The organism is Maribacter thermophilus, assembly GCF_001020565.1.
Taxonomy (GTDB): domain Bacteria; phylum Bacteroidota; class Bacteroidia; order Flavobacteriales; family Flavobacteriaceae; genus Maribacter; species Maribacter thermophilus.
The window spans coordinates 1,828,400-1,844,475 of sequence record NZ_LDAS01000001.1 but is presented as its reverse complement, the minus strand read 5'-3'; the positions used below and the strand labels follow the sequence as shown (position 1 = coordinate 1,844,475).

At 42.1% G+C, this 16,076-nt stretch carries 3 protein-coding genes; all 3 read right to left on the bottom strand.

Annotation, left to right across the window (positions count from 1 at the left end):
* Positions 1–903, bottom strand: coding sequence for an ABC transporter ATP-binding protein (locus AB657_RS07905; RefSeq protein ID WP_047245996.1), 903 nt, complete (start codon positions 901–903; stop codon positions 1–3).
* A 70-nt stretch (positions 904–973) separates the two neighbouring features.
* Positions 974–3,418 carry a DUF11 domain-containing protein gene (locus tag AB657_RS07900; RefSeq protein ID WP_198146892.1) on the bottom strand — a complete coding sequence of 815 codons (2,445 nt, stop codon included), beginning with the start codon at positions 3,416–3,418 and terminating at the stop codon, positions 974–976.
* Positions 3,419–3,642: 224 nt separating this feature from the next.
* Positions 3,643–16,056 (bottom strand): T9SS type B sorting domain-containing protein, encoded by a 12,414-nt coding sequence (locus tag AB657_RS07895; protein WP_047245995.1) that lies wholly within the window; start codon positions 16,054–16,056, stop codon positions 3,643–3,645.
* Between the last annotated feature and the right edge of the window lie 20 nt (positions 16,057–16,076).

Genomic DNA, 16,076 nt, shown 5'->3' with positions numbered 1-16,076 from the left:
TTAGTTTGATTGATTTTTGGTCAAGGTCAGGAATTGTTCTTCCAAGCTTTCTTTTCTTTTTACCAGGTGCGATAGTACAATGCCGTTTTTAAATAAGGATTCATTGAGGTGTTTAGCATCCATTTCTTCTTTTAGAAAGGCGGTAACGAGGCCATTTTCTTGTTTGATCTCCAGAAAACTAGGGTTTGCCTTTAGGGTAGAGACCAACTTTTTCATATCATCACATTTTAATTCAAAAAAGCCATGGCTTGCCAACATGCCATCTACACGGCCGGCATATAGTTTTTCTCCTTTTCGCAGTATAATCACATGGCTACACACTTTTTCTACTTCGTCCAACAAATGGGAAGCCAATAAAATGGTGGTGCCTTCAGCGGCTATTTTGGTGATTATTTGACGTATTTGATGAATACCTTGTGGGTCTAGCCCGTTGGTCGGCTCGTCCAAGATTAAAATTTCAGGATCGTTAAGTAGGGCAGAGGCAATGGCCAAACGCTGCTTCATACCTAGAGAGTAGGTCTTAAACTTGCTGTTCTTGCGGTCCAATAGGCCCACCAATTCCAATTTTTCCTCAATTTTATCTTCGCTTACCTCTTTGATCTTACAGACCAATTTTAAATTTTGGACTGCCGTCATGTAAGGATAGAAATTAGGTCTTTCAATTATGGCCCCTACTTTTTTAAGGGCTTCATGGGTAGAAACCGAGCCGTCGAACCAATGAAAATTGCCACTTGTTTTATTTACCACGTTCAGTACAATGCCCAATGTGGTAGATTTGCCACTGCCGTTAGGGCCTAGAATGCCATAGACATGGCCTTTCTCTATTGAAAATGATAAATCCTTTACGGCAGTTAGATGACCAAACTTTTTAGTAAGGTTGTTTACGGTGAGTATTGTGCTCAAAGCAAGTAGTTTTTGATTGATTCTACTTACTTGACGAGAACGAGCAATTTTTGTTACAGAACCTTATAAATTAATTTAGTTTTACCCTGTAGGTGATATTTCTATTAGTGATTACGGTTTTAGGTCTTCCTAGGGTAATCACGGTAGGGTCATCGGGTTCCCCATCACCGTTACTATCTACGTCGGAACTGTTATTGGGGTCATCAGAAGTATCGGAAATACTAAACCCGTTGGGTAACAAAGCCTGAGCGGTAGCGGTGTTGGTAACTTCTAAGGCACTTAGTTCGGAATTTGTAATACTATGTGTAAGTGTAAACGTTACAGAATTGGACGGTGCCAATGATGCGACAGATGCGGGGCTAATGCTTCCGGAATCTGCCATGGGGTCTGTAATGGTTACATTGGTTAATGTAGAGGGACCATTATTGGTAACGACCAATTCATATGTAATTTCTTCTCCTAAAGAGTCGTAGGAACCATCAGGAGCGGGCAAGGCCACTTTTGTAACCGTAATCTCATTGTTCGAAATCGTCAAAGTTTCACTTAGGTCGTCCGATGTGATATTCGCATCGGTCTGGTCTTGGGAGTTGGAAACAGTATTAGTGTAAGACGACACCGTAGAATCAAACGGCAGCTCATCCGCCTGAACCTCTAGTACAAGTGATACCAATTCACCTTGGGAAAGTGTTCCTATCGTCCATTCGGGAGCGGACCAGCTACCAACACTGGGGTTCGCGGACAGCAATGTTAAACCATTGGGAATAACATCGGTAATCTTTAGATTGGTAACATCGTCGTCTCCCAAACTTTCTACGGTAATCGTGAATTCGACAATATCGCCTTCTAAAATAGTATTCTTGTCGGCTGTTTTTTTGACTACGATATCCGGTAGACAATAATAGGCCGCTATTGGTTGTGAATCATAGGTGCAACCACCTTTGGTCACTCTTGCATAGTAATCACCTGCTTCGGTTGGGGTGTAACTCGAAAAAATTGCACCGGGAACTAGGGTTCCGTTTTGGTACCATTGGTAGGCATCGTAGTTGGCATCGACCACTTCTATTACAGAACCTGGCAAGCAACCGCCCCCTTGAACTTGTAAATCTACTTCGGGTACGGTATCAAAACCCGAGAAATAGCCTGCAATTCCCCTTGCACCACTATAGCCTATAAAACCTACGGCAATAGGTCCGGTAGATTCTACAGATACATTGCCTGTAAGGTTTGCTACATAATATGTTTTCCAGTCGGTAGACCCAGCTACTGGGGTAGAGGAAGGTAGTGTTACCGCTCCATTATCGTCTGTTATTGAAATATTGGCATCTGGTGTTGAGGTAGAGGCTACTATGGTAACCCCGCCCGTCATTGTAATGCCCGCCGCATCCTGAATATTTGGAATGTTATCTACTGTATCGGGCAACAAGCAGTTTACGGGAGCCACAAAGTTGAGTCCTACTGTAACTATAGATGATCCCCCTGCCAATGATTGGTATGCGTAGGCATCTTTAGTGGTGGTTACGAACATGTTGCCTCCAGCGGATGTACTGGAATAATAGCTGTCGGGGATTTCAAAATAATCCCCATTGTTAATGGTGGCAATGGGAGTCGTGGCGCCGTTCACATAAATTTCTGTATTGTTCTGCGTTCCGATTATGATGGGTTTTTCTGTTTCACTAGTACCCTGACCACGAATAAACACATATTCCTTTCCTATTTTGTTTTGTGGTACGGGCTGGTCGATGGCGGCATCTCTACTGGCATTTCCCGATCGCACCGCAATGTTCAATCCCCCGTTGCTTATTACTATATTTTTGTCCGATTCTACGGTAGCGCCGATCCAACCGTCTATATTGGCGGTTGTTTCGGCAACATAGGCCTCAAACACAAAAGATTCGTTGGCATCTAAATTAATGGTATAGGTATCATTTGTGATTCCGTCACGATCGTTTCCCAACCTAAATTCACAGTTTTGGTCATAACCGTATAGCTGTACGGTGGTGTTGTCTTCGGTGGCCATTATCCCCAAGGTATTGGTTAAACTGGCATGAGTTCCCCTATTGGGTATGCCTCCCCATTTAAAAAGGGTTCCCATCGCCTGCCTACCCTTACTGGTAAGCGATGTGGACTGAGAACCGGAACTACCTCTATAGTTTACATAGAATTTTTCTCCTCCAGGGGCTTCAAAATGCAATCCGCTAGATGAAAGCACTACCCCGGTATTGGCATCGGAAACAAGGGTTATGTCGTTATTGCCGTTGGCAAGAGTATACGTTACCGGAGTCGCGTTAGACAATGACAGGGTCGCTATAGGGGCGGCTATGGCACCTTGATATACGTTTACGGTAAAAGCCGTAGTTTCGGGAGTGGACAAATAAACGGCTTGTTCCCTTATAGCCTGATTGTTGCCTCCTTGTTTTAATGGGGGTAAATAGTGTAAATCACTTAATTGGGCATATCCATTTATAGCACATAAAAAAAGGAGTAATAATAATATTCTATTTTTTAAAAATGACATACGGCTCAATATGAGGGATTTTTTTACTTTAATTTTCAAAGTAAGACTATGTACGACGTTTGTACAATAGTTTGTTGTCTACCGACGGTGTAGTGTTGTAAAAGGCCTATATGGCATTATTAATGCTATTGTGTGTATAAGAATATTTTTCTTGTATCTTTCTATATTATAACCAAAGAAGCCATCTTTTTTAAGATGGCTTCTTTGGTTAAAAAAGTATTTGGTTATCTATACAGGGTGAAGTGGCCGACAAACTCTCGCTCATCTTCTTCTCCGTTCAATTTTATGATATACCAATAATCCCCGGTAGGTAATTCTGAATTGTTATAGAATCCGTCCCAACCGTCTTGGTTGTCCTTGAACCTATATACTTCACGTCCGTATCTATCGAAAATTGTGATAAATATATCAGGGAATATCTCGATGTTGATAGGCGTCCATATATCATTTTGACCATCACCATCAGGGGTGAAGAAGTTAGGTATTTCAATATCGATGAATTCCATGAAAATAGTGGTAACCGATTCACAACCATTGGCATCTACAACCCTTACCGTATAGGTATCAGTTCTCCTGATATAGAAGGTGTTGTCATCACCATTGTCTTGGTCGTCAAAATAGAAGGTATATCCTTCTTTTCCTCCGGTGGCAACAGCGGTTATTTCATTTAGGTTTTCTTGGATCGCAATCAACTCTAAAGGTTCAAAACCTTCTACTTCAAATTCCAATATATTTATACATCCATTGGAGTGTGCAATGGTAATGTAATGACTGCCAGGGGTCAGGTTCCTAAAATCTGCTTCTAGCATATAGTCGTTAGGGTCTGTTGAGTCCAATGCGTACATTACTTCAGAAGAAACGGTTTCGTCTTCCAAAACAAGATCAATGTAATTGTTCGGTGTATCCCCGGTACATTCATATATCACTTCTGCTGTAGCATTTAGGTTGGCCCCGTTCTCTATTCTAATGATATCGTTCAGGGTACATCCATTGGCATCTTTTACAAAAATGATATAGTCACCACTGGGCAGCGAATCAAAGCTGAATCTGTCTTGAATAAAATCTGCATCATCGCTACTATTGATACTGGTACTGTACGGTGCCGTTCCGCCAGATATGCTGACAGAAATGGTGCCATCTTCGTCGCCGGCACAAATTTCTGGTGTAGCAGTCAGTGTAATATCAAGTGGGGATGGCTCTGTTATCGTAAACTCTACAAGTTCGTAACAACCGTTACTATCTTGTACGATGATAGAATAATCTCCAGGGGAAAGCGCATCAAAGATGTTTTCGTCATAAAACTTATTAAGGTTGGGGGAGATGGCGAATTGATAATCTCCGGTACCACCTGTTACATCAATTTGAACGCTACCGTCATCCGCACCATTACAGCTTACATCGGTTACGGTAGGCACCACTACCAAAGGATCAGGTTCTGAAATAAAAATCTCTTCAGAGACAATTTCACAATCCCTACTTTGAACTCTTACATAGTACGTTCCGCTTGGAAGGTCTGTAAAAGTTCCGTTGGTTTGGTTAGGTATTATTTCTGTAGTCAAGGTCGCATCGGCAAATAATGCATATTCATAGCTGCCAAGTCCACCATCGGCATCTGCAATGATCACGGCCGTACTATCGCCCGAACAATTGATTTTTGCTGCAGTGGTGTCCAAGGTCATTGTAAGGTCTTCAATTTCGTTTACGGCTATTTCGTTCGAAATTACAGAGACACAATTAAAGTCGTCTTTAACAAAATAGCTATAGGTGCCCACAGGCATGTTTTGGAACAAATGGGTGTCTGTGCCATTGATCTGGTTCATGCTATTGTAGGTAACGCCATCCTCGCTCCAAGTGTAAGGGGCTGTTCCACCAGAGGCTACTAATAGTAGGTCTGCGCCATCAAGACAACTATTGGGGCTATCCGTAATTAAAATAGCGTCTACCTGTGTTGGATCTACGATTTCTACAATTGCAGTTTCGTATTCACAGCCAATATCGTCCGTAACACTGATACTATAGAAGCCAGCGCTTAGATTAAAGAAATCTGGACTTGTCTGAGTTGCGGAGTTACGTAATAACGTTGTACCTGCCGCATCATCATACGTATTAAGGCTATAACTATAATTAGGTGTTACATTTCTTGTTGGGTCAATGGTAAAGGAAACAGATCCATCGGTATCACCCGTACACTCAAGCTCTGTATGGGTAATGGTACCGGTTATGGCATCTGGCTCTATAAGTTCAAAGGCACTAGTGAAAATTTGTGCGCACCCAAGGGCATCGGTGACCTGAACGTTATAAGTACCGGCCTCTAATCCTTGGAAAAGATGTGCGTTCACCTGTGTGACATCGTATACAGAACCGGTGTCTGTATTCTCTAATCGAATATCATATAGAGATTGACCGCCAAGAGGGGTAATTTGGGCCGTTCCTTGACTGTTGGAGCAACCTACGCTGGAAGTATCTATCGTATCCAAAGTTAATGCGGCAGCAGGTGTCGTAATGGTAAAAGTACGCTCTTGACTACATTCTGGGAAGGCAGCCTGTACCGCTCTAACAATATAATTACCTGCAGCTACCGGTATTGGGGCAGATGTTCCTGTACCCGAGAAAGTACCATCATCATCGGTTCTTGTGGTCGGAGTACCATCGGCATTTAAAATTTCCCAGTCAAAGTCACCTGTATAGGTGGCATCGGCAAAGGTTATTTGTATACTGCCATCTTCACCATAACAGATAACATTGGACAGTACATCTACGGTAATGTCAAAAGTATTGGGCTCTTTTACAACATGTTCTGTCGTAATTGAACATCCTGTCGTCGTATTGGTTATCTCAATGGTATGGGTACCCACTTGTAGATCCGCGAAAATATTTGACGCTTGGGCAGTACCCGAAGGTAATAGCCTATATTCATAATCTCCAGGGTTCGAGGTATAGGTATTGCTGTTGGTTACCACATCAACCCTTATTTCTTCTCCTGTGTTGGTGCTTGAACAACTAATAGGTGTAAGCACATTTGTCGAAGCTGAAACCAATGGGTCATAAGTGTTTACGGTAACCGTTTGTTCGGCAGAGCATCCGGCATCATCGAATACACGGACAATGACATCACCGCCGGCATAATCCGTATAGGTATATGTGGGACTTGTACCACTTTGTAAAATAGTACCAGTGGCAACATCTTCAAACTCATAACGGGAATAAGTGTTACTACCTCCGGTTATACTAGTTTCATCTAAAACAATAGTTGCATTGTTTGTAGTATTATCCGATGTACAACCAAATTGGGTTACATTTGGTGTAGCAAATGCCACTACATTTGGTTGCCCTACCACTATGGACGATCTAGTAGTTACACAACCGTTTGGCCCTGTACCTATAACATCATACGTGCCTGCAGCTAGGCCTTCAAAACTATTTGTAGTAGTGTTGAACGTAGCACTAGCCGGACTTAAGACATAGCTCAAAGGGTTGTTGCCGTTGTTTATTTCCGTTATTTTGATGGCGCCATCCGAGCCTCCATTACAAGTAACGTCTGTTGGGGTTGCCGTAAAGTTTGGTTGAATAGCGGGGGGTACCTCTACAGTGAACGTTCTAAAACATTCTGGTGTAGATGTGTTTGCATCAAAAACCTGAACGGTATAAGTATCTGCAACTGTTACCACTGCGCTAACAGATGTTGTAAATGCTGTTCTGGCAACAATTTCTGTAGCAGATGAATTTTCAATTCGATACTCATAATCTCCAGAACCTTCTGATGCGCTTATTAAAATTTCTGCATCATTGGTACAACCTAAACTTTCTTTTAAAGTTGCAGTAGCTTGTAAAGTGGGGAAAACTTCTGTAGCGAATGAATCTGTACAACCATTACCATCTTTTACAAAAACAGTATATGTACCCACAGCTACATTATTAAACACACCTCCGTTTGAAACGTAATTTGTACCACCATCTATAGAATATACAAGTGTAGCAGAATCTCCTAGTGTTGTATTAACGGTTACGGTTGCAGTAGTACCGCAATTATCTACATCAACACCATCTATGGTTGGATTAGCAGCTAATGACATATTAATTGTTCCTAAAGGATACTCGCAACCATATTGGTCGCTTATACTTACCGCATAATTACCAGCTACAGAACCTGCAGGAATTTCTAAAGGATTATCAGGTGTGCCAGTAGCAATTACCGTTGCAGAAGGATCTGTTAGAGTAAATGTATATGTACCTCCGCCACCTGTGATATTTTCTACAGCTATAAGTCCAGGACTAGCACAAGTAATATCTTCTAATTTCCTTAAACTTGCAGTAATAGGATCTAATTCTTCTAACAATACATTCTCCGATGCGGATATACACGTATCGGTAACACCGTCAATTTCTGTTACTACAATGTAGTATTCGTCTGGCACCAAATCGGTTATTTGTAAATTATTATCAAAAGTAACTATTGTGCCTGCCATACCAGGAGTTGTGCCATTGCCACTAGATCTAATAATGTTACCTGCTATATTATACAGCTCCCATCTGTATTGAGACCCAAATGGAGCTTCATGATCTGTAATTGTAAAATCTATTGTTGCATTATCTGCACCATCACAAGAAGGAGTTGAGGTAAAGTCAACATCTAAAGGAAGGGGGTCTACAATATCGTTCACGTTCACATCACTCTGGCGTACACAACCATTAAGATCACGCACATAAAAAACATAAGTTCTACCAGGTGTTAAGCCTGTCCATAAGTAATTACCGTGTCCTGCCGGAACTGCGACAGGAGACCCGGAAGAATCGTTTACTGACCCACCAGCGATCCAAGTAGCAGTAGCAGGGTTAAAGTTTGCTGGATCATCAGAGTATGAATACTCATAACCAGGAGTACCCTCAGAACCTTGCACTTTAACCTGTAGCTCATTACAATTTACAACTACAGCGTCTATAGTAATATCTAGATTATCCAAAGGATAAGGAATTGTATATCTTGGAAAATCTGTTTGACAAATAGTATTTCCAGAGCCATCTACCGTTCTCATAGAAGGATAAACACTATCTCCAGATAAATAACCAGTTAACCTATCTGATGTTCCGGGTACAGAGTTATCTGCAGTCCAAGTAGCACCACCATCTGCACTAAACTCTATAGTTCCTAAAGTAGATGGGTAAGCATCAAATCTAAAACCAAAGTCACTAGCAGTACCAGTACAAGTATTAGGGGTAACACCTATAATATCTGCCGTTAGCTCATCAGGATTATTAATAGTTACATTAGGGGTTGTAGTAACCGTACAACCACTGGCATCTGTAATATTAATTGTGTAATTTCCTGGGTTCAGGTTATAAAAAGTTTTTGTATTGTTGATTACGTTGGTAACTGTTTGGTTAGAAGCACCAGCGTTATCTATGTCTATAATTTCATAGGTGTATGGAGCAATACCAGATGTTACTTCTACTTCAATTGTTCCTAAGCCGTCATGACATTCCGGGTCTGTTGGTGTTGCTGTGAATGTTATAGGTGTTGCTGGGTTCACGGTCACGGTCTCCATAAACTCACAATGTGGGTCTGCTGCACCATTATCCCATACATAAACATCATAAGTACCTGCATCTGCTGCTGCTACAGTAAATGTATCTGTTACTGAAAAATCTGCTGCGGTAACAGGCGTTGTTGTTGGTACAAAAGCATACGCTAAATTACCATCTCCACCACTAGCATCTACGGTTATACTACCATCCGCACAAGAACTAACGTCTACAACTTTTACAGTTGCGTTTAAGTTTGGTTGTATAACTATTGTTTTTAATGTCGATGCACATCCAAAAGCATCTGTAACTTCAATATCATAACTACCATTAGATAAACCGGAAAAAGTATAAGTCGTATCGGTTGTTGGGGTAGGGGTAACCCATCCACCGCCATTTAGCCTAAAGGTATAGTCGCCATTACCAGAGGTTACATTCACGGTAATAGTAGCATTGTTTGCGCCGTCATAACAAGAAGTAGCGGTTAAATCAAAATCTACATCTTCAAATTTATCTACTGTTACAGCTACTGTTGAAACAACCTCGCAACCTTTATCATCTTTTACACGTAAAACATAATCGCCCTCGGTAACATTTACAAAATCAGCATCTGTTTGGTATGCCCTAACAATAGAATTATCTGCAGCTCTTTCTAACTGATATTCATACCCTGGCGTACCACCCGTAGCGGAAGCCTCTAAAGTGGCACCGGTATTAAAGCACGTATATTCTGAAGTTCGTGTTAGACCGGGAACTATCGTCGCCGGAGCTGTCAAGATTACCGATGTGGCCGATGTGGCCGTACAGGTATTGTCGCTTACCTTACGGACCATAATAGTATAAGTTCCGTCCGCCAATGTGGAAGGTGTGGTGACGATGGCGGCTGTTTCAACGGTCCAATTGGTACCACCGTCGGTTGAATATTCATAACCTGTCGCTGCATCAAAATTCTTGACCTCAAAACGAATGTTACCGTCGCTGTTACCGTTACATGTTGGGTTTGTGCTACCCAAAATGCTGACACTAAATTCTTTGTTGTCCTCTACAACGATTGTTAAATCTTGTGTGGTTTCACAAACTTCAGGAATTTGGGTAGCCTGAATGTCATCCAAAACCAAGAAGTTTCCGTCGTCGCTATCCAAGTTGGTACGTAAGACAACGCCAACGACCGTATTTGATCCAGGATTGAAGGTTACCTCTCTTAGGTGCCAATCATCGGCATCGTTGTTTTTAGGAATTGCTGTTGTAGCCGTACTGCTGATTACATTGCCTGATCCATCTATAAGTTCTACAAGAACCTCGGGGTCGTTGCCGGAAGCACTGTTGATTAGTATGTTGTACGCGTAGAATGAAATGGTAATATCTTGGTCGGCCAAAACTTCCAATCCGGTTCTGGACCATAAAACATTGTTGTTGCCCGCCGAGGTACTTACCCCTATGGCCATGAACCTTCCATCCGTTAAACCGGTACGGTCGTTAGGGCTTCTCCATGAGGTATTGGGGTTGGTAACTACCGAGGTAACGGCATACTCACCATTTACCAAAATACCGTTAGGGCCAAGGTTACAGGCCGTGGTACTGCCATCTTGTGGTTCGTAACAATACCCTGGACCTACTTCTCCTATTTGAGTAGTAATGCCCGTGCCAAAGTTCTCTAGGAATAAGGTGCTTTGAGTGGGTGTTATGGCGCTTGAATAGCCTACGGTAACCGTATGCGTGCCAGCTCCTACATTGTTGAATACATTACTGTCCTCAGGGGTATTTGTGGTACTGTCAAGAGTATATGTGTAATCAAAATCCGTAGTATTGCTCGGCGTAATGGTTATGGTACCAGATCCATCACAAGCATAATCGATTGTGCTGTCGAAACTTGGGTCGGCCATAGGGGCATCCACGGTTATTTCCATGGCATAGGTACAGCCTAAGTTATCTTTAACAGACAAGTTGTATGTACCTGGAGCTAATCTTTGTTCATTTGTTCCGGTGTAATTAGATCCACCATCAAAACTATAAGAGTAAGGTGCCTGACCTCCATTGGGATTCAGTATTTTAACCAAGGCTCCCGAAGGGTCACAAGAAGCATCCTCTACGATTGCGGCAGAAGCCGTTAATCTATAAGGTTGATCAATTTCATAGTCCAATGTTGCAATACATCTTGAGGTTGGCGATCCACTGGAATCCCGAACGGTAATTGTATAGTTACCTCCACCTAAATTAGTAAAAGTGTTGGTGGTTTGGTAATTGGCACCACCATCCAAACTATATTCATATGGAGCCGTACCTCCGCTTGCTGTAATTGTCAATGTTGAGGTAGCCGAGTCGGCACAGACAATATCCGTATGGGATGCGGAAATGGTTACTGGACCTAAATCTTGTAAGGTGACACTATTTGATAGGGTGCTACAACCATTATCATCAAAAACGATAAATACGTAATCATTGGCGTCACTACTATCGGTGAATACGAAATCATTGGTCGTTTGAAGTTCGGAGGCAGGTACATCTTCTGGACTTGCATAAAGTTCGACTCCACCAACGCTCCAAATGGCCATGTCGTAATTTGGGTCGGGATTACCGCCGCTAGGGGTCAATGTTATCATACCCGAATTACAGGTGATGTTTTCGCTAACACTGGCCGTTAAATTAAGTGCTGGGTACTCATCTACCGTAATGTTTTGAGAATCGGTACAACCATCTTCTGTAGTGGTAATAACGATATAGTCGCCGGCAGGTACACTATCAAATGTATAGGTGTTGTCTTCTACAGAAACCATTTCTTGGAAAAATGTTCCAGCTCCGCTATTGGTGCCGTCATCCAAACGAAGTTCGTAGCTATAATCTGGCAATACATTTAGGGCCTGAATTGAAATGGTTCCAAAACCACTACAGTCCGCCGGAGTTGTTTCTATGTTCACTTCATAGTCCATTTCCTGAATACCGATATCCTCGGTCTCAAAAATACAGGCGTTGTCTATAGAGTCTCCCGTTGAAGGGTCCAATGTAGTGATCTGTACCTTATAGGTGCCACTAGTGGTAATATCAAAATTAGGTCCATTGTTATCGGAAAAAGGTATTATGATATCATTTGTGGTAGCGTTTACCAGTTGATAACCATAATTGGAACTTGGATTGGTAATTCTTATGTTTCCAGAAGTATTACATAAAATATCGGTAGGGATATAATCGATGTCCAAGGTGTTTTTGTACACGTTGAAGTAAAAACGACTGAAGCAACCATGTTCATAATTGATCACCACTCTATATTTGCCGCTATCGGTTACCGTATAGTTATCCTGTATAGCAAGCTCTGTCCATGAGCAACCCGAGTTGGTAGTGGCACAATCATCCTCAATATCAGAACAACTGTCTTCATCCAATTGTTCCCATACGATACTTACGGCATCCGTTATTCCTAGTTGTAACGTAGCTTCATCGTTTTCGCCGCATAAGAATATATGTGGCATTTCACTACCATCAATAGAACAGGAAACGATTTCTCCTTGTAAATCATTATCCGTGTTTGCGTCTGAATTTACTTGGTTGAAGTATGTTATTATTGGATTGGTCTGTGTAGTACCAAAACGTTCTACTGTTATTAGTTCGACCAAGTCGGCACATCCATCAGCACCACTTTTTTCTACGATGTAATTACCAATTTCCGTAACTACCAGTGTGCTGGGATCGCTATCACCATCATCAATGGGTGTTTCGCCTGCGTCTATTTGACCGTTACCATTGGCATCTATTGCCCACGTGTATGTTGTAAACCCTGCACCTGCGCTCAAAGTAGCGTCATCACCACATAACTGTACGGTTCTAGCTGTATTACAACCTTGTAGGGCATTTGATAGACTGTTGGTGGCGACCGCAGTGGTATCGTTACAGGTTGGGGTCAGTGTGGATCCCGGTTCATCGCTATATGTATTGGTGTTTGTAACCCCTTGATAGGTGGAGTATGCAAAATTTTCTATAGTTTCTGAACAGGCATTTACAAACTCTGAACAATTAGAGGACAGGGTAACCGTTATCCGGATCGTATATTCCGGATCGTTTACTTCTACTAGGTTGTCAGGAATTTGAAAGGTTATGATATTGCTTACTGGGTCGTGGCTATATGTTACACTACTGGATGCTCCCGACAAATCAACATTGTCCAAGGTTACATTGGCAGGTAATATATCTCTAATAGTGTATGATGTCGCATTGTCATTTCCTGTGTTTTGAAAACGCAGGACATAATCAAAAGTGTCGCCAAGATCAATCTCTTGTCCGTTAATATCATTTGTTGCCAAATCTTCGGCCGTATTTTTCAAAACAATTTGGGGAGCTAAGACCAAGGTGTACGAGGCTCCGATTACGGCACCTGTATTCGGGTCAACTGCAGGTGTACCTGTACCGTATTCGCCTCCGTCATCGCCATCGGCACTGTTGTCTTTGTAAAATTCATCGGCATCGGTACAACCGTCGTCGTCACTATCCAAATCAAGGTTGTTCGGGTATCCGTCACCATCAGAATCTATACAGGTTTCAGGAACAAGAATGTTTATTTTTACATCATCGATAAAGTTACCCACAGAAATACTACCATCGGCCGTAGATACGGCCTCAAAAATAAAGACAGTGTTGGTTTGCCCAACAGGTACGGTATAGGTTCCTGAATATAATACCCAAGCCGTATTATCTGTGGTCATTGTTTCTTGTACGGTAGCACTGGCAAGATCGGCCCCGATCCTCAGCTGCATTACATCGGTACCGGCTCTTCCCCTATGTCTGACCGACCAGCTCATCTCTGTACCTGGGGTCAAACATAAATTTTGGTATAATGCACCGTAGTTGTTTGCATTAAGTTCAACATGTTGGTTACCGTCATAAGAATTTACGCCATAGAAACCAGATTCCCAGATTTCAATTTTTTTATCGGTGGCGGTCGAATACCATCCGGGAACACTACTTTCATCTAGAATGGCAAAACCGGAAACATCGGGATCTTCAAAACTTTCGTTGACTATCGATTCAAAGCAAAAAGCACCTTCGCATTCATCGCTATCGTATATACCATCATTATCATCATCCACGTCTACGATATCTACAACCCCATCATTGTCAAAATCGTTGTGAACGATAATACTGGCGGAAAGAATATCTTCTGTAATATTTTCATCTACTTGGTCCTGGGTATGCGATACGGTATTGGTGACATTGATAAGTGGTTCAATATCAATTTCATCCCCCACTACTTCAAGGTATAGAAATACGGGTTCTCCAGGTTCTAATGTTCCTATGTCCCAAACCGATCCATTCCATGTTCCGGTAGTGGTAGTTCCGTTTACCAGAGTCAATCCGGCAGGAATATTGTCCGTAACCCTCAAGTTGGTAACGGGTTCAAAGTTTTGATTTTCTACCCTAATCGTAAAAGTCGCGGTCTCACCTTCTACAATTTCTGGCTTGTCCACGGTTTTATTGACTACGATATCTCCTTCACAATAGAAAACGGTGATGGATTGCGAATCGTAGGTACATGGTCCCTTGGTACCCCTAACATAATAATCACCGGCAGCTGTCGCCGCATATTCGAATGAATTGGCGCCTTCGATCAACTGGCCGTCATAAAACCATTGATAGGCATCAAAGTTGTCGTCCGAAGCTTCAAAAATCGTAGCTCCGGAAAAACAATCTCCTTCGGCACCTCCATTAATTTTCAGTACTACTTCTGGAACGGTATCAAAACCTGAAAAATAACCAGCTACACCTTGGGCTCCATTATAACCAAAAAAACCAATGGCCATTGGTCCGGTAGAGGTAACACTGATATCACCATCCAGATTTGGAATAAAAAATGTTTTCCAGTCTGCAGATCCTGTAACGGGGTTAGAGGCAGGTTTGGTAACTTCTACACCGTCTTCGTATACTTTAATATTTTCATCTGGGGTGTTTACCGATGCTGTAATGGTGAGTCCACCTGTAACCGTGCTTCCTGCGATGTTTCTAATATCGGGAATATTGTTCATGGTATCTGGCAATAAACAGTTCACAGGTGCAACGAAATTGAGTCCCTGTGTATATAGATTACTGGAACCTGCCATTGATTGATAGGCATAGGCATCTTTTGATGTTTGTACAAACATATTTGCCCCTACGGTATTTGAAGAATAATAGGAACTGGGTATTTTATAGTACTCGCCGTCGTCTATTGTGGCAACGGGAGTTGTACTACCATTGATGTATATCTGGGTATTATCTGCCGTGGCTATAATTAAAGGAAACTCGGTAAGTCCATTGGTATTACCATTACCTCTGATAAAAACATAATCTTTGCCCAATCTGTTTTCAGGAACAGGTTGGTCTATACCGGCATCTCTATGGCTTTGACCAGATTCACTACCAAAGTTGATCATACCGTTACTGATCACAATATCTTTGTCAGCATCAATAGAGGCCCCGATCCACCCGTCTTCATGTGCAGGGGTTGGCGAAGTACCTATGTAGGTTTCAAAAACAAAGGATTCGTTGGCGTCCAGGGTTATTGTATACGCATCAGCTGTAATGCCCGCCCTGTTACTACCAACCCGAAATTCACAACCAGGATCATAACCTGATAAGGTTACTTTTGTATTATCCTCGGTGGCCATTATACCGAGGGTGTTGGATTTTGATGAATGGCTACCTAGGTTTGGAACACCGCCCCATTTAAAATGCTGGCCCAGTGCCTGTCGTCCTTTGGCGGTCAATGATGCGGCCTGTGAACCAGATTTACCCCTATAGTTTACATAGAACTCTTTACCACTGGGCGATTCGAAACGTAATCCACTATCGTCAAGTACAACCCCGGTATGGTTATTGTCTACCAGTGTAATATTATTGTCTCCATTACCAAGAGTCCACACGACCGGGTTAAGGTTGTCTATACTGAAAGTCTGTACGGGGGTTGGATCGGTTCCCCTATAGACATTCACCGTAAAGGGTGTGGTTTCTGGAGTAGATAAATATACAGCCTGATTCTGTATACCTTGATTGTTTTGACCTTGTTTTAATGGTGGTAAGTAATGAAGGTCACTTAATTGAGCATGTCCGAAAATTCCAACAAACATTACTAGGACACAAAACAATTTTTTCATCATTCGTTCTATTAAAGGTAAAT

What these genes read in the sequence shown, in the direction of transcription:
- AB657_RS07900 (WP_198146892.1), bottom strand. Translation starts at nt 3,418, where the DNA reads ATGTCATTTTTAAAAAATAGAATATTATTATTACTCCTTTTTTTATGT.
- AB657_RS07895 (WP_047245995.1), bottom strand. Translation starts at nt 16,056, where the DNA reads ATGATGAAAAAATTGTTTTGTGTCCTAGTAATGTTTGTTGGAATTTTC.